The organism is Pseudomonadota bacterium (genome assembly GCA_039193195.1).
Lineage (GTDB): Bacteria > Pseudomonadota > Gammaproteobacteria > Steroidobacterales > JBCBZW01 > JBCBZW01.
Map to the genome: position 1 here is coordinate 1 of JBCCWS010000022.1, position 21477 is coordinate 21477.

A 21477-nucleotide genomic window follows, 5' to 3' on the forward strand; every position below is an offset into this window, starting at 1 on the left:
ACAGGGGCGCCGCTACCAAACCTGGTGGCGATACGCTCAGTTGGGCTGGTCATCGGCGACAACTGTCCCTAACAGACACAGATTGGCTGGTGCGCATTGGTCAAGCTGATGCTGCTAGCCAATTTTCAACGGGCTGCTAGTCCCGGTCCTGCACGATCACCGGGCGGCCATCCGGATCGACGAGTTCCAGCAGATGGCTACCCCAATGGCTCTGCGACCAGGGCGCGCTAACGCTCGCCTCAGGCACGGGCACCGGGGCGTGACGGTCTCCGGTGAGATAGATCCGCATAGCGGGCTCGCGGTCCTCGCTCACCTGCTCTAGGAATACCGCGCCTTCGCTCTCAGGGTGCACGAACTTGCCCGCAGTGCCGAGACTCATTATCAGCTCAAAGCCGAGCGACTGCCAGAAGGCCTTACTCCCCTCCCAGTCGTGGGTTTCCATGTACAAGTACTCGAGGCCCTTGATCGCCATTGCACTCACCCTTCTGCACTAAGGAGAACGAGTTGATCCTACACGCAGGCTCACGACGTCACACCACTCGGCGAGTAAGTCGCTAGACCGCGCTAGCCGCTCCTCCGCCGCTGCGATGTGCCGGCGTGGCTTCCCTCAAGTAGGGTTACCCTACAGAACTTCACCACTGAGCGATGCGCAGGGCGAGGGCATGGCGATGGGACTCTCTCTAGGCCGTGGCGTTGGCGAAATGCGCTTGAGAGCGCCACAACTCGGGTTAACGACTTGTTTTCGGTTAGCGCTGACGTCTGGCGCGTTGCTAGGGCTCGCCGCCTGCGACGTCGACGACGCCAGCAGCCCCACAGCCTGCTCGCCCACCAACATCGCCCTCACCGCTACCAAGGACAGCGATCGCGTCAACGCCGTCACGAGCCACGTCGATGAGGCCATGAACGCCCTCATGGGCACGGTCGGCAACGGCTCGTGCAGCGTGGTTCTGGTGGCCGGCAACACGATCAAGACCATCAACGGCTACGGCGACCCGCGGCCGCCGGAGTCCACGGATTCCATCCCCGTGACCTGGCCCGCGCAGGCGCCCTACTACGTGGGGTCCATCGCCAAGACGGTCACCGCCCTCGCCATGCTGCGGATGATCGAGGAGAGTCCGGACCTAGGGCTCGACGACACCCTCGGCGAACACTTGGCCGATTACGACATCCCCTCGGGCTGGTCGGCCCTGACCCTACGCCAGCTCCTCTCGCACACCAGCGGCATCGCGAAGGACCCCACGAGCATCGACAGCGAGGCGTCCCTGCAAGCGACGTTCCCCGAAGCGGGGGACCACCCCGGTATTCACCCACGCTACGCCTTCGAGAGCTACAAGCGCTTCATGCCCCCTGGGCTGGGCTTCAATCAGCAGTTCACCGCCCTCTACTCCAACATTGGCTACTCCCTGCTCGGCTTGATCATCGACGATCGCGTGGCCGGCGAGCTGGCGGCCGACGCGTCGGGCTACGAAGCTTACGTCTTCGATAACATCGCCCTCGACGCAGGCGGGCTGAACGAGCCGGCCATGGTGTCTATGTGTTTGGGGGCCTCCTGGCGCGCGGACAACATCGAGAACCTCGCGGCGCCACGCAACGCTGCCGGGGTTGGCATCTCCGTGTTCCAGGGCAACGGCTGGGAAGGGCCCTCCGGCGGCTGGACCATGACCGTGGGGGATCTGGGTCGGCTCATGATTGCCATGGAGTACAACGAGCGGATTTCGCCGACCATGCGCGAGGAGATGTTGACCCGCGAAGGCCGCGACTCGGGCACGCAGATGAGCAGTGAGACCGGCGATGAAGTAGCGCAGTACGCCCTTGGCGTGGCGGTGGAGCCGAGCGGCGCCGAGCCGTACTTCGCCAAGGGCGGTGATATCGACGGTTACACCTCCAACTTCAAGTACTACACGTCGGCCAACGTGGGCGCAGGCATCCTGTGCAGCCGCCAAAGCGTGTCGCACGAAGCGCTCCTGGACGCCATCCACGCCATCCTGGAGCCGTGCTTGGGTGAAGGCTTGAACAAGCCGGCTTTCTGCTCGCCCACCGGCGGGCTGGCGGGCGGTTGACGCGCCGTGCGTAACGGTCGGCCCCCGCCGCAGAGCAACGAGGGCCGCACGTCGACCTAGACCCCGAGGGGGGTCTTTAGTATCTCGGTCCTAGCAGCGCTACTCGCTAGTTGCCGGCGAAGTCCGGGATAGCGTACTCGCTGTACGGGTCGCCCAACACACCGATGCCTTCGATCTCGCCTGTGGCGTGATCGACAGCGCCGCTGACGTTGCCGAAGCAGAAGCCGAAGGTGTCCTCGTAGGTGGACGAAGTCTCGCCCCAGGGCAGGCCGATGAACAGGCCCGTGGAACCGCAGCTCGTGCTCGTGAGCTGGTCGAAAAGCTCAAAACTATAGCGTCCGATGTTGCCCACGGAGTTGTTGACGAAGGTCATGTAGCCCGGCCAGGGGAACGACGGGGTGGTACGTCCGATCGGCTTGACCTTACGCGTGGTGTTGCCCACACCGATGCCGTTGCCCGGCTCAGCCCCGGTGATGCCCAGCAGCGTCTCGCCATACGCCTTCGTGAACTGAAGCGTGCCTGGCTCTCCCAGATCCTGCACTTCGCGTACCGTCCACCCCACGAGCTGGGTGGTGGGAGTACAGCCCCGAATGCGTACCCAGCCAAAGCCGGTCTGCCCCGCAGGATAGCCGAGAGTGCCCGGCTGCAGACGCAGCGTCTGGCCCGGCGGTAGGCTCGCCTGCGTGCCGGAGCTGATCTGCGTGCCGTTGGCATCGAAGTACTGCACGGTCACGGGCCCGGCATCCGCGTTGCCTACGTTGGAGACGCCCATCAGCGTCTGGATGATACCGCCGGGGCCAGGATCGAAGCTGAAGTCCGGGTTGACCAGGACCCAGTTGGGGTCGTTGGCCATCATCGTCGTCGCCATGCGGTAGCGCGTGTTGAGCGCCAGATTGTCGGCGCCATCGTCACCGAAGAAGTCGGTCATGATGCCGTCGCCGAGGATCGGTAGCCCCTGTTCGCTGGCCACGTGCACCGTGACGTCCAAGTCGGCCCCGACTGCCGGCAGCAGCAGGCTTAGGGCGGTTTCGAAGAACCCAGGCGCCGCGCCTCCGATAGACAATAGGTGCGATCCAGTGATGTCCAGCAGAGTGCCGTTTGGCGGCAAGGTGATCGTGCGCCACGGAAGGTTGACGACGAAACCGGTGTTGCGGTCAAAGAAGTCCACGTCGATCGTGATCGTGTTGGGGACATCGTTCGGGTTGACTATCCAAAACGTCGGCAAGTTTCCGTTGAAGAAGTCGACGGCGGAGCTACTAGTGACCGGCAGCGGACCCCACCACAGTTCCGAGGTCTCGGGCTTGACTTGAAGCTGCTGCGCCGAGGAGGCGCCAGGCGTGAAGTCGTCCGGGTCGACCAGGCCTGCAACATCGTTGGTGTGCATCAGCGTCGTGCCCACGATGCCCGGGCAGTCCTGCGGGTTGGTCACCCGAATACGCGCGGAGCCGACGCCAGAGACTGAGCTCAGGTTCACCGGCGTGACGGTGCGGAACTGCTCGGGCGGGATCTGGAGAGAATCCGTCTGTGTCGGGTTGCCGCGCTCATCGAAAGTGTCGACATCCACATCACACACCGCGGATGGATCGGGGTTGTGGATCGCCATGGCGCTGGTGAAGCCTGAGAAGATCGTTGGTACCGGGTTGTAGACCAGGCCACCGGCCCATTTCTCCAGCGCACGGTTGCCCTGAAGGTGCGTGCTCGAGTGAACGTAGCGGTGATCTTGAGGGCCGAAGATCGCAGGAAAGCCCTCAGCCGGCTTGCCGGAGCCTCCGGTGGGGAAGGGGTCGACGACGAAAGTGCATAGCTGCGCGCTAGCGGGCGCAGCAGCGAGGGCCACCGCTGCAACGAAGACGGATCGCAAAGCAAGGGCTCGATCGCGGGATGATCGAAAGCGAGTACTCATACATCACCTCATCAGGATCTACAGTGACAGCGCCAACACTTCGGGCGCTTCCCTTGTGTAAGGAGTACTCATCGGGTGCGGATTGCCCCTGTCGGGGTCGACAGTCGCGCTGCGACCGAGGGAGTTTCCTCGCATCAAGTAGAGCGCCCGACGAGAGGAGATGCGTGCGTGCCCACAACCGCCGTGCATCGAACGCTCACCTCCCTCCCGCGCCCGCCCTTCACAACACGAGCCGAGCTGTCCGCGTACGTCGAGCGCGCCAGCGCCGGCCAGGGGACTGAGATAAGTGTCTATCTGCGGACACTACCCCCTAGTCCATTCCGCCTCAGAGAGGAGCCCGTCGTGCGCATACCCACCCTGACGCGCCGCGCCGCGGTCGCGTGCATCACGAGCGTGATGATGGCCAGTGCAATGGCAGTTGCCGGCGAAGTCACCCTGGCGGGCACGATCGTCATCCAGGATCCGATCACGTTCGAGATCATTGACGCGGACCCAAGCCCCGAGGCGCTGGTGGACTTCGGTGACAACATTCTCATTGCTGGATTCAACGACAGCGCACGCCTCACGCTGAGCGGCGGTTTCCAGTCCACCGGTCACCGCCTCACGGTGAGCGAGGCCTTCCAGGCCTCGGGCTTCGCCTCGGTACAGATCTCCGGCGTTGGCACCCGCCTGGAGCTGCTCGGCTCGCAGCGAGCAGGCTTCGGCTCCCTCGTCATCGCAAACGGTGCCGACGCCTTCGGTGAACTTATCGTAGACACCGGTGCGGTGGTGGACGCCTCCACATGCCTGGACGCCGACGGGTCATGCTTCGTCATCGTCGGCAATGGGGCGGGACTGGAGCAAGGCACGCGAGGGTCACTCATCGTGCGCGACGCCGGCACGGAGATCTCCGTCAACGAACGCTTCATCGTCGGCAATCTGGGTGTGCTTGAGGGCTTTGGCACGCCGGGCGGCGCAGTCACCGGCGAGATGCTGCTGACTGCGGGCGCGCGTGCGGTCGGCAGCGGCTTTGCGATTGGCGCCGCCAACGTGGATCCCAACCTGGCCACTGGCACCGAAGTTGGGTTCGGCGTGCTCACCGTTAGCGATGGCGCCGAGATGATCGGCGACCTGGCCGCTTACGTCGGCTTCGGCACTCAGGCTCGGGGGGAGGTGCAGATCAGCACCGGCGGACTTATCCAGCAGCAGGGGTTCCTCGCCGTCGGTCTCGCCGAGGGGGCTGGCGACGTCGATGTGAATACCGCGGGTCAGCTGCTGCTCACGGGCGCGGACCCAGCCCTGTTTATCGGTGACGCCTTCTCCGGGGAGAGCGATCGACAGCGCACCAATCGGGTCTCCGTACACGGCGCTGGCTCAACGCTTCGTCTCGCGGCCCAGAACGGCGCACTTATCGATCTGTTCGCCAACGGCGTAGGGAGCCTCACGGAGCTAAGCGTGTCGGACTTTGGGGTGATCGATGCGAATGCCGGCGAAGGTGACGGCATCGTTCAGTTAGGTGCCGTGGTAAGCAGCACGGCCGTGCTCAACGTCTCCACGGCAGGGCGCCTAATCGCTTCGGAGATCTTCGTGAACGACGGCGGGCATCTGGAGGGTGATGGCGGCCTCATCGAGGGAGATGTCTTCATTACGAACGGCGGCCGGCTGGCGCCGGGCAATTCCGCAGGTATCCTGAGCATCGACGGCAGCCTCGACCTGGATGGGACTCTCAGCGCAGAGATCTTCGGCCTGGACGCAGGGCAGTTCGACGTACTCGAGGTGAGCGGTAGCGCGGACCTCTCAACAGGGAGAGTCGAACTTCTGCTGAGCGACGGCTTCTTGCTCGAGACCGGTGATCAGCTGGCCTTGCTCACCGCAGGGGAAGTGCTCGGCTTGGATACGGCTCAGTTCGCGTTCCCGGGTATCGCTCCTGACTTCGTCTTCGATCTGACCTTCGACGGGCAGACCGGAGACTTAGTGCTCACCGCCCTAAACGACGCCGCCTTCGTGCCCTTGCCGGGCACCCTGCCCCTCCTGGCGGGCGCGCTCGGGCTGCTGCTTCGCCGGCGCGCGGGGGGCTCTCGCTGATCGCTCTATGGGGGCGGTCGCATCACGATGCCCGCAATCCTTCGCGATACAGTGGCTTGGAGTTTCCCGGCACGCGAGCCCACTCCCGTACGCTGAGGCCCTGCTGGTTCGGGACCGAGAAGCCCCGCGCACCCTACCCTAGTGTCTTGAGTTAGAAGTTCGTTGATGAATTCGCGGCACCTTTTCGCCCCTGAACACGTTGCTCCTCCTCCCGTGGGACCTGCCACGCTCGTCCTCGCGCCGCGCTCAGGCACAAAAACTCGCCTGCGAATTCATCAACGAACTTCCAACTCAGGACACTAGCTCTAGTGGGCCGCTTGGTAAATAAGGTAACGCTCAGTCTGCGTAGGGGCAGCGTCAGTAAGGCGCGTCGCGCAGCCAGTGGCATCGCCATTGGCAAGCGATGCAACGCCGCGGACGCTGCCCCTGGGCAGACCCGAAGGGCGAGTAGCACGGGCGCCATCGCGGCGTTGGTCAAATGCAGCCATAGCTCGGCTATGGCCGCATTTGACCGCCTTGCCCTGGCGCCCATGCTACTCGCTGAGCGTCACCTTGTTTACCGAGCGGCCCACTAGGGTCTGACCTTCCGCTTCACACGCCGCAGCAATCAGTGGCGCTAGGTGCGTCTCATAGTGCTGCCAGCGCGCCTTCGAGGAGGTGTAGATGGGCTGGCGCACCTGCCAGCGACTCGGCGTCTGCACGGCCCGCGAGCTCTCGTGGAAGGCGAGCACGCTCGGATCCCACGGCAACTCCAGGAAGTCCAGCAGGCGGCGTGCCTGGCGTTCCGGGTCTTGCACCATCGCTTCGTAGGGCGCCTCGATCATCTGCAGCGACGTGACCTCCCCCCAGTGCGCCATCAGCCGCCGGTAGCCACGCCAGTAGGTCGCGATGTCCTCGAGGTCCGTCGACCAGCGCTGGTGCACGTTGAAGTTCTGCGAGTAGATCGAAAATCCGTTGTCGCGGATGTCCCGCGTGCAGTGGATGATCTTCGCGTGTGGCAAGGCGATCGCCACCAACCCGAGCTGCCAGAAGTTGAGGGGCTGCTTGTCGATGATGCGCACAGCGCCCGGCGGCGCCAAACGCGTCACCTGCGCCGCGTAGTCGTTGCCCAGGGCCTGGGCCTGCGCGTCGGAGAGGTCCGGTGCGTTCTCGGGCCAGGGCGGCTCGGCGCGGCCGAGGCGATCTGGTGTGCCCGTCGCGAGGTCCGCGAGCACGCCTAGCTCGCCCGCCCCGAAGCAGGCGGGGTGGGCCCCCAGGATCTGCTCGGTGAGCGTGGTGCCCGAGCGCGGCAGTCCGACGATGAACACAGGCGCCGTCGCGGCGGCCCCCCACCCGGTACGCCCATGAAAGAATTCAGCGGAGAAGATCTCCGTTAGGCGCTGTACACGCGTCTCGAAGGCGTCCGGAACGAACGGCCCCGCCAGGCTGCGGCGGGCCGCGTTGGCAGCGGTGAGCACGGTGAAGGCCTCGTCGTAGCGCTGCAGGCGATCGAGCGCCTTTCCTAGCCCATAGCCGATCAGCGCACGGTCGCGGTCCTCGGCGGCCGCCATGCGCTGCTCGGCGAGGGCAATCTCATCGCTGATGTCCACGCTGCGCCCAAGGCCCAACAGATTCGCTAGCGCTTCCCCATGGTCCGGATAGCGTGCCAAGACGCCGCGATAGGCATCAGCAGCCGCTTGCGGATCTCCCTGGTCTTCACACAGCTCCCCCAGTCCGAGCCGGGCCGACCGTGAGGTGGGGTCGAGGGCCAGCGCCTGGTCGTAGGCGCGGCGTGCACCCTCGACCATACCGAGTGCCTGAAGCGCGCGCGCGAGCCTGGTGGCGGCCACCGCGCTCTTGGGTTCCGCGGCCACCCCACGCCTGTAGCACTCGAGGCCATCGCGGGGCTGCTGGTTGGCGTCGAGCACCTCGCCGAGGCCGATCCAGGCTGCGGCGGCGTGGGGGTTGAGCTTCAGGGACCGACGGAACGCATCCAGCGCGCCGGCGAGGTCGCCCGCACGCTGCTTCTCCTTCCCCGCCTCGTACCAGCCTCGGCCGGTGGTCGGTGCGGGCGCGGCGGACGCATCAGACCGGGAATCGCTCAATAGCTCCACCGCACCTGAAGTTGAGCATTCAGTGGCTGGCCGAAGGTGAAGCCACCGCCGGCACCGAAGCCAAAGCCGAAGGCCCGCAGGTATTCGTTGTCCAGGGCGTTGAACACGTTCAGCTGCACGTCCCAAGAATTGTTGAACTGATAGCCTAGCATCAGATCGGCGATGGCATAGCCGTCGACGAAGCCGAGATCGCGGTGCGGAACGAACACCGTCGGGAAGCGCAGGGGCACATCGCCCGTGAAGCGCACGCCGATGGAGCCGCGAAAGCCCGTGCTGAGCGAGTTGTAGTCGATGTACGCGCTGCCGTTGTACTCGGGGATCAGCCACACCTGACCGATGTTGCCGAAGATCTCCTCGGTGATCTCCACGTCGTTGTAGCCAAAGTTCACGCTGATCGAGATCGTGTCGGTCACGTTTCCGCTGGCGCTGACCTCGAAGCCCGTGCTCTGCTGCCCGCCGGCGGCGACGAAGAAGCCATCGCCCGGCTCGTTGGTGGGATCGAAGGCGGCCAGGTCCTCGCGGGTGATCTCGAACACGGAGGCATCGAAAGACAGGCCGCGCGGTCCGCGGTACTTCACGCCCACCTCGTGCGCCCGGCCGCGCTCGGGGTTGAGAAATCCCGTGCGCGAGAGCTGGGCCTGGGGCACGAAGGACTCTGCATAGCTGTAGAAGACGCGCACGGAGTCCGTGATGCTGGCGTTGATGCCCGTCTTGATCGTGGTATCGCTCTCCGTGCGCACCTCCGGCGTGGCGAAGCGAGAGGTGGCACGCGACTCCTCCACCTCATCCCAACGGAAGCCGAAGGGCACGGTGATGCGCTCGTGGGGCCTCAAGTAGACCTCGGCGTAGACAGAGGTCAGCTCGTCCTGGTTGTTGAACCCATCGGCGTCTTCGGGCAGCTCGAGGGTGATCGCCGGGCCGATAAAGGTGGAGGGATCGGTGAGGACGACGATGCCCAGATCTTCCGTGAGGAAATTGGTGTTGAAAGACTCACGGTCTGAGTAGGTGAAGCCGAGGAGCGCGTCGTGCTTCTGGCCGAAGAGGTCGAAGGCGCCGGCAAGCTGCACGTCGAGGTACACCTGCTCCTCCTCGTTGGCGCGGACGAACCCGTAGCGATTGCCGGTGCGATCGTCGAAGGGGATGCCGTTGAACTGGTAGTCCGGGTTGTAGTCGTCGTAGTAGCTGCAGCGGTAGAAGCCGTTGCCGTAGGCCTGATCGCCTTCGGTATCGAGGTAGCTACCGCGCACCGTGAGCTTGAGGTTGTCGAGGAAGTCGTGCACCACCTGCGCTACGGCGTAAACGTACTCATTGTTAAGGCTATTCCTCGCCGAGCCGATGAAGGTGCCGGTGGTGATCTCCTCGGGTACGGTCAGATCGACATTGAGGGGGAAGTACGGCTCGAAGCCTCCCTCGAGGTTTTTGACCGGCTGCAAACTGGCGAAAGCAAATGCGCACTCGAGGATGGAGATCGCGCTAAGAAAACCCCATGACCGCTGGGGAATCTGCGCCAGGTCAGGGGGTTAGCTGCCGTTCCTGAAAATGAGATGAGGCATTGCTTCCCCGCAAACGCGAATCATTTGCGACCGGGTACGAATGCAACCAAGATGGCGGCAGTGCAGTGCGGTAATGCCGATGGCAGGTGGCGTGAACAGCGAAACGGACACCGAGCAAGAGGGCCTTCGCGCCGCCGTGGCGATGGCCACCCGGGTGGCCCTGATCGTCGCGGGCGGCTACGCCTTAACCGGCGGGCTCTCCGCCCTCGGCGGGATCGCCATGCACGCCTCGGGGATGCCCCTGGACGATGCTATGCTGCTAGCGTCCATGGTCGGCTTCCTCGTGTACGTCGGCATCGTGATCTGGGGCTTCAGCGCCCCACCGCACTGGCGCCCGTCCCTCATCATCTTGACCCTCGCGGTGATCACGATGGCCGCTGCCTCCACGCTAGCCCCGAGCGAGGTACTCACGCCGTGAGCAAACGCCAGCCCGGTTTTCGAGACTCCATGGAGTGGCTCCACACCTGGACCGGCGTGGTGGTCGGCGCCCTGCTGTTCACGATCTTCTGGATGGGCACGCTCTCCGTGTTCGACAAGGAGATCGATCGCTGGATGATGCCGCAGATGCGCGGCTCAGCCGCGCCTGTCCCCGCGCCGAGCGCCATCGATATAGACAGTGCCATCGAGGCCCTGAGCGCCGCGCCTTCCGAGTTGCCGATCGAGGGCATTTACCTCTCCCTGCCCACCGCACGCACGCCAGTGATGACCGGCTACGTCAGCTACGCCGCCGCCCAGGAGGGCACGACGGCGCGCAGCGGCGAGGAAAGCGAGGAAGAGGCGCAGTACATCGCCCGCATCATCGAGCCGAGCACCGGCGAGTTCCTCGGCGAGCCAGACTCCCACGCCGGCACTAGTTTCTTCTTCCCCTTTCACTTCCGCCTGCACATCCCCGGCAACCTCGGCTATTGGCTGGTCGGCTTCGCCGCCCTCAGCATGCTGACCATGCTTATCTCCGGCGTGATCATCCACCGCAAGATCTTCGTCGACTTCTTCACCTTCCGCCCGCGCAAGCACGTGCGACGCTCAACGCTCGATCTGCACAACGTCACGGGCGTGCTCCTGCTGCCGTTCACCTTCATGTTCGCCCTCTCCGGGCTGATCATCTTCGCCGGCTGGTACGCCTCCTTGCCGTGGCAGTTCGCCCGTGACCTCGCCGGCGACGAGACGGTCGCCCTGTACGATCACGCCGACCACTACGCCCACTACGAGCAGAAGGCGCTCGGCGAGCCCGGGGAGCTCACCGCGATCGCGCCGCTGCTCGCACAAGCCGAGGCGATCTGGACCGAGCGCTACGGGCAACCGGCCCGCGCTGATGGCCTCAACATCCAACACGCGGGCGATGCCAACGCCCTGGTGGCTGTGCGTCGCACCTTCCCCGAACAGCGCGTGGAAATGGGGCAGGACATCGTCTACTTCCACGGCGTCACCGGCGAGCAGCTTGCCGACTTCACCCCATCACCTATCTTCCACGCCAGGCAGTGGCTCGAGGGTCTGCACTTCGTGCAATTTCGCCACGTCGCCCTGCGCTGGTTTTACTTCGCCGCCGGGCTCGGCGCCTGCGTGATGATCGGCACGGGCTTTCTCTTCTGGTCGGCCTCACGGCGGGCGACGCGCGCCGGCAAGGCCGACCCGCTCAAGGTGCGCGTGGTGGATTCGCTGAGCGTAGGCACCGTGGCCGGAATCATCCTGGCGAGCGTCGCCTATCTCGTCTTCAACCGGCTGCTCGCGATCTTCGGGGGTCCCGAAGGGCACGCCCGCGCCGATTTGGAAGCCCTCGTCTTCTTCATCGTCTGGATAGGCACCTTCGTGCACGCTGCCATTCGTGGCCGCCCCGCGTGGGGCGAGCAGGCGTGGGTGATCGGCGCCCTCGCCGTTGCCGCCCCCGTGCTGAACTGGCTGACCACCGCAGACAATCCGGTGTCCGCCGCCTTGACCGGTCACTGGGCGATCCTCGCCATGGATCTCGTGCTCATCGCCTTCGCCGCCGCCGCCATCGCCACCGCGCGCCGGCTCACCCGCCCGGCGGTCTCGACAGGCTCCACGCGACAGGCACCCGACGCCCTGCCGGTGCCCGGGGACTCGCCCGGGCTCGCGGTCAAGTAGCGTTACACGCGGTGGAGACCTTGCTGCTAGCGTTGGCCAGCGCGAGCTGCATGCTGTCGGCGGCGCTGCTCGCCCTCAGCCAGCAGCGCAACTGGCGTGCGGTAACGGCAGCGCCGTACCCTAGCGCGATCCGCACCACCGCCCGACCCCTGGCATATGGGCTGATGGGGCTCGCCCTCGTGCTATGCGTGGCTCGCGATGGCGGCAGTTTCGCCGCCCTGCTGTGGCCCCTACTGCTCGGTGCTGCCGGCCTCGCCGTGACACTGGTCATCGCCTATCGCCCACGTTGGCTGCGTCCGTTGACGAGCCCTTTCGCGCGGCGCTGACATCCCTGCGCTCGACGCCCGTGACGCCCTCACCGCGAGGGCGTATCACTCGCCCCACGCCGCGGCGCCACCTCAGCGCCCTCGTAGGCTGCCTCGAAGCGGCGATACCTGATCCAGTCGCTCACTAACGGCAAGTACCCAGGCGCGTACCCGGTCATTTGGCGCTCGCCCTGCTCGTCCTCTGTGAACTCGACGATCCCGTGGTCCGTATCGGGAAAGAAGGCGACGTCGATCGGGCGGCCCTCGCTCTGCAGCTCCGTGAGGATCACGCGCGTTTGCGCGGACGGTGCCGACCGGTCTTTGCCGGCCAACACCCAGAGCATGGGGGCGTCGATCGAGCGCAGCACGGGCACGGGCTCGTACTCCCAGCTCGTGTCCTTGCTGAGAAAGAAGTAGCCGATGCGGAACTGCCACAGGGGTCGGATCACCATGTCCCAGGAGACCCCACCCTCGATGTGGGCAAACCAGTCCTCATCCTCGTAGGCTTTGCGCACGCGCACGAGATCCTCTTTGCCATCCTGGAAGTCCGAGGCCAGGAGGCGACCGGTGATGTCCGTCACCTCGCGCGCCTTCGCCAGCACGTCTTCGCCGTAGCCCGCCTCACGCAAGCGAAGCTGCACTTCGTCGCGATCCTCCGCCAGGGGTCCCTCGGCCATGCCGTAGCTGGCGATGACGAAATCGCCCTCACTCAGCGTGGCGGCCAGCGGCGCCACCCAACCGCCCTGGCTGCCACCGAAGTAGCCGCTCGACGCCACCCGATCACCTGCCATTTCAAGAGCCGTGCGGTGCGCGGCGGCAGCGTCGCCGGCAAGGAGATCGAAGTCCTGCGTGTACTCGCCGGTGGATCCCCCGGTACCACGCTTGTCGTAGACGAATACACCTATGCCCTGGGCGGGCAGCATGCGCTGATGGTAGGAGTAGTCGAGGGCGCTGTAGTCTTCCGAGCCGTGCACCAGGACGACCACGGGGACGGCGTCTTTACCTTTCGGCAGTACTAGGCGACCGGCGAGCTCTTCCCCGACGCCCTGGAAGCGGGTGCCCACGGCGTCCACCGCCACGCGCTCACCCTGCCCGTCGACACCCGCGATGCCCTCGACGCGGATCTGCGCGTCGCTGCACTCCCCGAGGTGAATGCGGGCCGGGTGAGGCTGCGTCGTCCATCCTGCCGTGCCCGTCCATACGCCCGCCTCGTCGGCCAAGGCTACGCGACCGACGCGGCCATCGAGAGTTCGCCAACGCAGGTGGTCGGCGCTGGACACACCGATGTCGATGAGCGCACCGGACGCCATGCGATACGTGCCCAACTGGCAGCGCAGGTCCTCGCTGATCGGCTCAGGCTGATCAGCGCAGGCAGCGAGTAGGAAGAAGCTGAGGAATACGAGGGGTGAGCGCACGGCGAGTCCTTTGCACAGTCTGAACGTAGAGGTTACGCGCCAACATCGGGCCAGGGCCAGGCCACACCGGGACCAGTGCGCCATGGTGGCCGCCGCCAGTGCCGATGTTCCCATCATCTCTGGGGTGTTGGCATCATCTGGGAACCCACTGCACACTGGTGAGCTCGCGAATCCCGAGGGCGCTCACCCTGAAGACACATCTCCCTGAGTTTTGGTCGCAATGATCACGCGACGAGACGGCGATCGAGGAGTTCTGAAGATAGGGGGCTGGCAACCCACGCTGACGCCGCAGGGCAAGTCGTTCGGCACACGGCTCTCGCGCTGATCGTCCTCGACGGACAGGTCGTCGAGGGAGAGGGTGAAGCCCCACCTAGCGGCGCCTATGGTTGCGGGCCTCACCAAGCTTTCGCTAGAGAAATCGCGCCACGGAGAGATTCGCGTGCGCGTTGCGTTCACCACGCCCCTCGCGCCACTTAGGCGAGCGCATGCTCGGGGACATCGTTCGCCTGGCAGCGCTGAGTGCAGACTTCACCACCATCGGGCTGTTCTGCGCACCCGTCCGGCCGCACCAACGTGGGACCCTTCGTTGACAACGTGTTCGACGAGCTATTCCGGGAGACCGCCGCCTACTGTAGACTTTGCGCGCCGCCCAACTCCCGTTGGAAAAACCTCACCATCGACGCGATCGCGTAGGCGTAGCGGTCGCCCCGTCCCTCGTGCGCATGATTGGTGCCGGGGAACAGCACCAGATCGTAGGGCTTTCCGTGCTCAGCCAGCGCATCCAACATGCGATGCGTATTGCTGATCGGCACGTTCACATCGCTGGTACCGGCGATGAGCTGCAGTGATGCCTGCCACCCGGCCAAGCGCTCGCTGAGCTCACCCCGCGCGTAGGCTTGCGGGTGCTCTCCCGGCGCACCGAGCACAAATTCGATGAAGGCCGTGTGATCCGTGAAGCTCGTCTGCGGCACGCTGACCGAGACGGCGCGATAGGCGGTCGGCGCCTCGATCCCGGCCAGCAGCGCCGAAAAGCCGCCCCAGGAGTTACCAGCGATGCCGAGGCGTGACAGGTCCATCCACGGGCGCTCCATCGCCAATGATTGCAAGGTCGATAGGTGCTCCGACACCTGCCCCTCGGGCCAGCGCCCGTAGGTGGCTTGGCGGATCGCCCTACCTCGCCCGGGCGTGCCGGCGCCGTCGATGGTCACCACCACAAAGCCTGCGCGCACGAGCATGCCGATGACGCTCGTGTAGTCAGACCCACTGCCATGTTCGCCGAATCCGTAGTAGCCGAGCGGGGTCGCCAGCAGAGAAGGCGCGCCGTAGACGCGCTCGATCACCGGGTAGCGACGCTCGGAATCGAAGTCCGGGGGGCGGAAGATCATCCCGGTCACACTGTGCGGCCCTAAGGATCCGGCGATGGAAAACGGCTCCGGCGAGGGCCAAGTGCTGCGTGCCGCGGGTACGGACGCTTCGAAGGGAGTGCTCAGCACCGCCCCGTCCTGCAGGCGTCGCAGGCGCAGCGTGGGTGGCTCGTCGACGGCTGAATGCAGATCGAGGAAGCGATCCTGGTCGATCGCCACGTTGATGGAATGCACGCCCGGGCGGCTCGTGAGGAAGCGTTGCTCATGCGCCCCCTCGGCTCGCTGCGTCACCCGCAGCAACTGTCGATCGAGGGGCCGCTCCGCCGTGCCGGCGGTGAAGTAGAAGCGGTCCGTCGTGTCATCGTGGGCGATGAAATCAACCACGTCGAACGCCCCGGTCGTGAGGCGCGTGGGCGCTCCACCCTCGCGGTCGATCAGGTAGTAATGGAAGTATCCCGTGTGATCCGAGCGCCAGAGCACCTCATCGCCGCCGTTGAGGTAGCGCGCCGTCTGCGGGCCGCCGGGCCACTTCACGGCGCGCTCGCTGGACTGCATGTGCAGGATCGACACGCTGCCGTCGGCCACCGAGATCTCACTGAGCACGTACTCGCTTAGATCGCGCGCCACATCGATGACGAGGAAGCGCTCGCCGTCGGCGGCCCACTCGATGAAGAATCGGTAGCGATCGCTTGGCGGTGGCGGCACCGTGAGCGCTACATCGGCCTTGTCGGCGTCCACCACCACGAGGGTGGTGCGTGGCAGGGGTTGATCGACGCGGCCCCAGTAGCGAAACTCGAGGAGTTCGTGCGCGAAGGGATCCAGCGCGCGCATCGGGACCATCTCGGTGCTGTCGTGGCGACGGCCGACGAAGTAGCGAGCCGTAGGTGAGAAGATGCTCGCGGACGCCTCCCAGATGTCGCTGCCCAGGAAGTAGGGAGCGGGCGAGGTGCCGTCGTCGGTGATTGCAACGGCGTTGGCCTCACCCACCTTGCGCAGAGCGAGGTCCGGACCTAGCAGCGAGGCGAAGTAGCGACCGTCCGGCGACAGGCGCTCCCGACGGTCCCACCCCCACATGGGAAACATCCCGCGCACCGTCCTGGGCGATGGGGGCCGCGTCGACGCCAGCTCGACGAGCGCGCCATCGCGCACTCGCCACTGAAGCCCACCGGGCTTCGCGCCGTAGAACTCGCAGGGACGATCCCCCGCCACGAGGGCTTGCGGATCTGCGTGCGTCGATGCCGCGCCGTCCTCGCTGCGAAAGACGCGGTAGCCGACGCACACGCCCATGCCGTCCGCACTGAATCCCCAGCCTGGCGCGGGAACGGCGAGGCCCTCGTGGAGGGCCTCGATCTGCTCCCGCACCTCGACGAGATCGTAAGCACGCTCCGCCGCCGCAGCCGCATGCGGCGCGATCGCCGCAATCGCCGCAATCGCCGCGACTAACAGCCTAAGTTGGATAGCCATCGCGTCCTTGGCACCGGAGCACAGCGATGCACCCGTGGCCTGGCGGCCGTGCCTAGCGCCCCCCGAAGGTCACATTGAGGGTACCGAGCACCACCAGCGGCTCGCCAAAGTTGAAGCCGCCGTTGGGCCGGCCGCTGTTACCGACGGACTCGAGGTACGACTCATCCAGCAAGTTGTTCACATTCACCTGCAGCCGGTAGCGCTCGTTGAAGCGATAGGAGGCGAAGAAGTCGACCAGCGTGTAGCCATCGTAGGTCAGGCCGCTGCCGGTGGAACCCGGCCGATCATCCAGGAAGCGCACACCGCCACCGATCTGCAGTCCGCTGAGGTTCGGCTGCTGGAACCGGTACGACGTATACGCGCTGAAGGTGTTGTCCGGCGCCACGCTGGGGCGAAGGCCCTCCAGCCCGTCGAGGTTCTCGGTGAACTCCGCATCCAGGTAGCCGTAGCTCAGGTCGATGTCCCAGCCGGGCGCGATCTGGCCATTGAGCGCGAGTTCGAAGCCCCGGTGACGCTGCTCACCCACGGCTACCACGAAGAACTCGTCGACGCCGTTGTTCGGATCACTGTTGGCGACGTCCTGGCGCACGGTATTGAAGGCGGCGGCGCGCAGGCGCAGCCGCCCGTTCAGGAAGCTCGCCTTGGTGCCGATCTCGTAGCTAACCGCCGTCTCCGGCCCCACCGGGTTACCCGAGCGCAGGACCCCACTTTGGGGGACGAAGGACTGGGCGAAGCTCGCGTAGACGTTGGCGTGCTCAGTCACCGAGTAGGTGGCACCAATACGGAAGGACACGTCGTCGTCCTCTTCCACGGTCTCCTGCACGAAGTCATCCTCAGCCAGGTCATCGCCGCCAGACGTCGGGTCGCGCAGGGTGTTCTCGAGGTCGTCGAAGCGCACGCCTACAGGGATCGTCAGGCGTGGCGTGGGACGGAAGATCACCTCCGCGTACAGGGACGCCAGCTCCGTGGTGAAGTCGAAGAACGGCGTCGGCTCCACCGTGTTCACCGGCACGGGCACCGTGTCGAAGTCTGGGTCAGTGATGTCGACGACGGCGTTGAAGCCGTCGAAGCCGAAGGTGGAAAGGCCGTTGGTCTCCTGCAGCGTGCCGCCGAACACGAAGTCGATCTCGGCGCTGCCGATCGATGTGGACCAGGCGAGCTGCGCATCGAAGTAGGTGACTTCCTCATCGAAGGAGCCGGTCGAGGAGTAGAAGTTGCCAACCGGGTTGCTCGGCGCGATGCCGGGCAGCCCTTCATCGAAGTTGTAGTTGTAGAGGCCCTGAGAGTTTTGGTAGTCGAGGTTCGTGTCCTGGTAGCTACCGCGCACGGTGAGCTTCAGGTTGTCCAGGAACTCGTGCTGCACCTCACCGTCGACGAGGATGTCATCGCCCTGCCCGCCCACGTTGTCCGGCGGCCCGAAGAAGACATCGTTTTCGAAGGCCTCCGGAATCGAGCCGTCCTGGAAGATGGGGAAATCCAGGTCGGGCACCGTGTCCAAGTCGCGGTAGGCAATGCTGAAGTTCGAGCGGGTGCGCGGCGAGAAGTCGATCTCCACCACCGGGCGCACGGCGAAGGTCTCGCGGGCAGCGTTGTCGGCGGCGAACTGGGCATCCTCGTAGGCCACGGTCAAGCGTCCGCGCACTGCGTCCGTGCCGAACAGCGCACCGCCGTTCGCATCGATCATCCCGCGAATGGTGCCGAAGCTGCCGCCGCGCAGCTCGACGTCGACGAAGGGATCGAGTTCGGGCAGCTTGGTCACCGTGTTGATGATGCCGCCGGGCAGCACCGGTCCGAGGCTGATCGACGCGGGCCCCTTCAACACCTCGTAGCGCTCGACGAAGGCGTTGTCGCGGCGACCGAAGCCGCGGCTGCTGGTCTCGGGCCGGTTGTTCACGAGGATCGAAGCATCGAAGCCGCGGACCAGGAAGTTCAGGCCGCCAGAGCTGAACTGGTCGCCGCTGATCACCACGTTGGGGATCGTCTGCAGGGCCTCCAGGGGACGCACGAAGCCGCGCTCGTCGAGGAAACTGCGATCGATCACGTCGAGCGAGTAGGGCAGCTCCTCAATGGTGATCGGCAAGCGGTTGACCAGGGAGTTCTGGAAGCGGCCGGTGACGATGATCTCCTCATCGACCGACCCGTTCTCGCTCTCCTGAGCCACCACCGTGAGCGTCGAACCGGCGTAGGCAGCGATCGCCAAGGCGGTGCATCGACCTAGGGAATAGCGCGCTTGCGGGCGGCGGGCGGTGGTGGGTTCGGATGCCGAGGGGCGCGCGGAGGTCGTCAGGTCCATCGAGGTCACTCTCAGTACGAATACGAATGAGAATGATGTGCATTCGTGGACTTAGTGTCAAATTGCGCCGTGTGATTTCAGCGGGAGAGCGCTATGGGGTAGCCGCATGCCGTCGACGCGACCGCGTGACGGGCACTTCGGCCGGGCACCGCTACCAACCCGGCGGGAATGGATCGGGCGTCTCGAAGCGGACGAGGCCTCGACTGCCCTCCAGCGTGAGCGACATGCGCGGTGCGCCTTCGCGTGCGTCGGCGCTGCAGTTGCTCGACGCTAGGGGCTGCTCAAACAGCTATACGGCGGTGTCCAAGAGAGTCGCGGTCATGGACTCGGGTCCCGCCCGCCTCCATGCTGGCACGCCCGTCTGCTCCGTCTCCAGCGCCCACAGTGCAGCGTCGAGCGCGCAGCGTGCGCCGTTGGCCGGTAGCAGCCCGAGGAGATCTCGCCGCGTCGTCCGATCTGTCAGGTCAGGGGCGAGGGCTTCGATCTGCGCTGCCAGACTTTGCGCCGTCTCCGGCCGATAGAACAGGGCCATGCCCTCCCCCTGGCCGACGGCACCCCCCTCGCCACCCGCGCCGTGACGCATGGGATCGATCGCCAACGAAAGGTGGCGATATCGATCGGTTGGCGCAGGGCGCGCGGGCACGCCGCAGCCATCACCTGCTGCTGGGGTTCGCCGCTCAACTTAGCAACACTTGACAACTCCTTCCCGGCGCGGAGCAGGGCCAGCGGGAGGCCCAGGCGACAACCCTACCTCACTCACGCGGCGCTCGATAATGAACCAGCGGGCCGGCAGCGGCGATGACGCACGAACGACGCCGACCGCTGCCGACCCCGAAGGTCATGGTTCAGCCTAGGCTAGTACTCGCCGAAAGCGAGCATTACGAGCTGATTACCAGGATCAAACGTCAGACCCGCACTCGCGCAGTCCCACGCCGCCGCGCCGTCGGTCGGGGCGACCACCGTCTGCCCGGTGCTGAGGTTGCGACACTGCACGGCACGCGCAGCGAAGCCCGTCGTACCGCCGCGCAGCTCGCTTGCGGTATCGGCGGACGCGATGCCCCGCAGGAGCACGATGAGTCGATCCTCATCGCCCACCACCAACCCGCTCGCCTCACAGTCCCAGCTGCCATCCCCGGCCACCGCTGCCACCACGCTCTCGCCCGTGGTCCGGTTGAGGCACCGGGCCGCCGTGAGATCCAAGCCTTCTGCGATACCGCCGACGGACGGGCGCAAGGTCAAGATTTGATCGGCGCCAAAGGGGCCTGCGAAGCGCTGCGTGCGCGAGGCGAGCGCGCCCGCCCGCGGCCAAACGACCTCGATCCAGTCCGCGCTGGCGCTCGCACCGAGGCCGAAGTGAGCACGCAGGTCTTCCGTGGCGGTGACGCTCGAGCCGCTGCGCACCTCGCGCACCTGCTGCAGTTCCCCGGTGGCCACGCGCACCAATGCACCGATGCCCTCGCGGTTGGTATTGCCACGGCCGTCGAGTTTCACCTTCAGCCAGTGGCCGGCGTCTGAACTGGTGTTCTCGTACACCGTGACCTGGGCGAAGGGGTCGTTGACGACCAGATCCTGGCGACCATCGTTGTTGTAATCAACTACTAGCGAGTGATAGCTGAAATCAAGGGTGCTGCCGAGACGTGTCGAGACGTCGACGAACTGGCCACCGCCCAGGTTCTCGATCAGGAAGTCTGGGAAGAACTCATTGCTGTGGCAGTCGCCTGCGGTAAAGAAATCCAGATCGCCGTCGTTGTCACCATCCAGCCAGTTTACGCCCCAGGTGCAATCAACGGTAAAAGGAGTGACAGCCGTGAACACGCCATCGTCGTTTCGGTAAACGATTCCGTTCGCTACGCCGTCCACACTGACGGCGAGGTCGAAGTCGCCATCGCCGTCGTAGTCGCCGGCGGCGATGCCCATCGGTGAGATGCCGGTAAGGGCGACGGTCTGGCCTGCCGCAAGCTGGCGGCCGCCATCCTCGGCGGCAACGTTGTTTAGGATCATCATGAACCCTGCCTGGAAGCCGACCACGGCGTCGGCAAAGCCGTCTAGGTCGACATCCGTCCACAGGGCGGAATAGGCGTAGCTCGGCACCGAGGGCGCAGCCACGCGGTCCGAGGCGTCGCGGAAGCTGCCGTCGCCGTTGTTGAGCAGGAGGCGGAAGTTCTCGGCCTCCGGGGTAACGATAAACAGGTCTGGCCAGCCGTCGAGATCCACATCGCTCCAGGTGGCTGGCGAGGTATTCTCCACGTTGCGCAGCTCCACGCCCGCCAGCGCCGTGACGTTGGAGAACTGGCCAGCGTCGTTTCGGAACAGAATCCCCAAGCGTGATCCGAACACCGATCGCGATGAGCCGTAGATGTCTGGGTCTCCATCGCGATCGTAATCGGCGGCGACTACCGCCTGCACTTCGTTAGAGCGTGGCAGCCCGGTGTCGTCGAGGCCGCTGCCAGCGGTGACGTCGAGGAAGTTGCGATTGCCAGGCCGCGACGGATCCTCGACGTTGCGCCACAGGACATAGGTGCTGTCGGGTCGCACCACGAGCAGATCCATGTAGCCGTCAAGATCCACGTCGATTGCGCTGACGCCCTCGGACGGAGCACCGAGGTCGATATGCCCTTGCGAGGTGACGTTGTCGAAGTTGAGCCCTTGACCCAGGGCAGCCAGCGGTACCACGGATGCGAGGACCACTAGGCGGGGCGCGAGCACCCTTTCGACCCCCATGGGTCCCGTAAGTTGCTGATTTACCATCACACGAACTCCTTAGGCGTTTAACATACGCCCTTAGTCTACGCGCGACAGTTTTTGCGGCGACATACAGTTCGCACTAAGGGATCATACAAATATGTAAAGTAAGAGCCCG

At 65.3% G+C, this 21477-nt stretch carries 14 protein-coding genes; 5 read left to right on the top strand and 9 right to left on the bottom strand.

What is annotated here, in order from left to right:
• Positions 1-136: 136 nt before the first annotated feature.
• Entirely contained in the window at positions 137-472 is a 336-nt protein-coding gene (locus AAGA68_16535) for a hypothetical protein (GenBank protein MEM9386668.1), read from the bottom strand.
• A 190-nt stretch (positions 473-662) separates the two neighbouring features.
• Here AAGA68_16535 and AAGA68_16540 point away from each other — a divergent pair, with 190 nt between their 5' ends.
• Positions 663-2060: a serine hydrolase domain-containing protein gene (locus AAGA68_16540; GenBank protein ID MEM9386669.1), complete on the top strand. Its 1398-nt coding sequence runs from the start codon at positions 663-665 to the stop codon at positions 2058-2060.
• A gap of 106 nt (positions 2061-2166) precedes the next feature.
• Here AAGA68_16540 and AAGA68_16545 read toward each other — a convergent pair whose 3' ends face one another.
• Positions 2167-3963: a hypothetical protein gene (locus AAGA68_16545; GenBank protein MEM9386670.1), complete on the bottom strand. Its 1797-nt coding sequence runs from the start codon at positions 3961-3963 to the stop codon at positions 2167-2169.
• A gap of 342 nt (positions 3964-4305) precedes the next feature.
• Between AAGA68_16545 and AAGA68_16550 the strand changes: the two genes are divergently transcribed.
• Entirely contained in the window at positions 4306-6027 is a 1722-nt protein-coding gene (locus AAGA68_16550) for a hypothetical protein (protein MEM9386671.1), read from the top strand.
• A gap of 533 nt (positions 6028-6560) precedes the next feature.
• Here the strand turns inward: AAGA68_16550 and AAGA68_16555 are convergent.
• Together AAGA68_16555 and AAGA68_16560 are read right to left on the bottom strand one after the other, a co-directional pair.
• Entirely contained in the window at positions 6561-8111 is a 1551-nt protein-coding gene (locus tag AAGA68_16555) for a sulfotransferase (protein MEM9386672.1), read from the bottom strand.
• Entirely contained in the window at positions 8108-9553 is a 1446-nt protein-coding gene (locus tag AAGA68_16560) for a TonB-dependent receptor (GenBank protein ID MEM9386673.1), read from the bottom strand. The genes AAGA68_16555 and AAGA68_16560 overlap by 4 nt, the downstream gene beginning before the upstream one ends.
• A gap of 193 nt (positions 9554-9746) precedes the next feature.
• On the opposite strand from AAGA68_16560, the gene AAGA68_16565 reads away from it, so the two are divergent.
• The 3 genes from AAGA68_16565 to AAGA68_16575 are packed head-to-tail and all read left to right on the top strand — an operon-like array spanning position 9747 to position 12102.
• Complete coding sequence (locus AAGA68_16565; GenBank protein ID MEM9386674.1) at positions 9747-10091, top strand: hypothetical protein; 345 nt, start codon at positions 9747-9749, stop codon at positions 10089-10091.
• Complete coding sequence (locus AAGA68_16570) at positions 10088-11776, top strand: PepSY-associated TM helix domain-containing protein (protein MEM9386675.1); 1689 nt, start codon at positions 10088-10090, stop codon at positions 11774-11776. The genes AAGA68_16565 and AAGA68_16570 overlap by 4 nt, the downstream gene beginning before the upstream one ends.
• An 11-nt stretch (positions 11777-11787) precedes the next feature.
• The gene (locus AAGA68_16575; GenBank protein MEM9386676.1) at positions 11788-12102 is read left to right on the top strand and encodes a DUF3325 domain-containing protein; all 315 of its coding nucleotides are present in this window, start codon (positions 11788-11790) and stop codon (positions 12100-12102) included.
• Between the two features lie 29 nt (positions 12103-12131).
• On the opposite strand, the gene AAGA68_16580 is transcribed toward AAGA68_16575, so the two are convergent.
• The 5 genes from AAGA68_16580 to AAGA68_16600 all read right to left on the bottom strand — a co-directional run bounded on the left by AAGA68_16580 (position 12132) and on the right by AAGA68_16600 (position 21365).
• Positions 12132-13496: an alpha/beta hydrolase gene (locus AAGA68_16580; GenBank protein ID MEM9386677.1), complete on the bottom strand. Its 1365-nt coding sequence runs from the start codon at positions 13494-13496 to the stop codon at positions 12132-12134.
• A gap of 626 nt (positions 13497-14122) precedes the next feature.
• The gene (locus tag AAGA68_16585; GenBank protein ID MEM9386678.1) at positions 14123-16324 is read right to left on the bottom strand and encodes a prolyl oligopeptidase family serine peptidase; all 2202 of its coding nucleotides are present in this window, start codon (positions 16322-16324) and stop codon (positions 14123-14125) included.
• Positions 16325-16376: 52 nt separating this feature from the next.
• On the bottom strand, positions 16377-18617 hold the full coding sequence (locus tag AAGA68_16590) for a TonB-dependent siderophore receptor (GenBank protein MEM9386679.1): 2241 nt from the start codon (positions 18615-18617) through the stop codon (positions 16377-16379).
• 289 nt (positions 18618-18906) lie between these two features.
• Positions 18907-19200 carry a hypothetical protein gene (locus AAGA68_16595; GenBank protein MEM9386680.1) on the bottom strand — a complete coding sequence of 98 codons (294 nt, stop codon included), beginning with the start codon at positions 19198-19200 and terminating at the stop codon, positions 18907-18909.
• 272 nt (positions 19201-19472) lie between these two features.
• Positions 19473-21365: a CRTAC1 family protein gene (locus AAGA68_16600; GenBank protein MEM9386681.1), complete on the bottom strand. Its 1893-nt coding sequence runs from the start codon at positions 21363-21365 to the stop codon at positions 19473-19475.
• Positions 21366-21477: the final 112 nt, after the last annotated feature.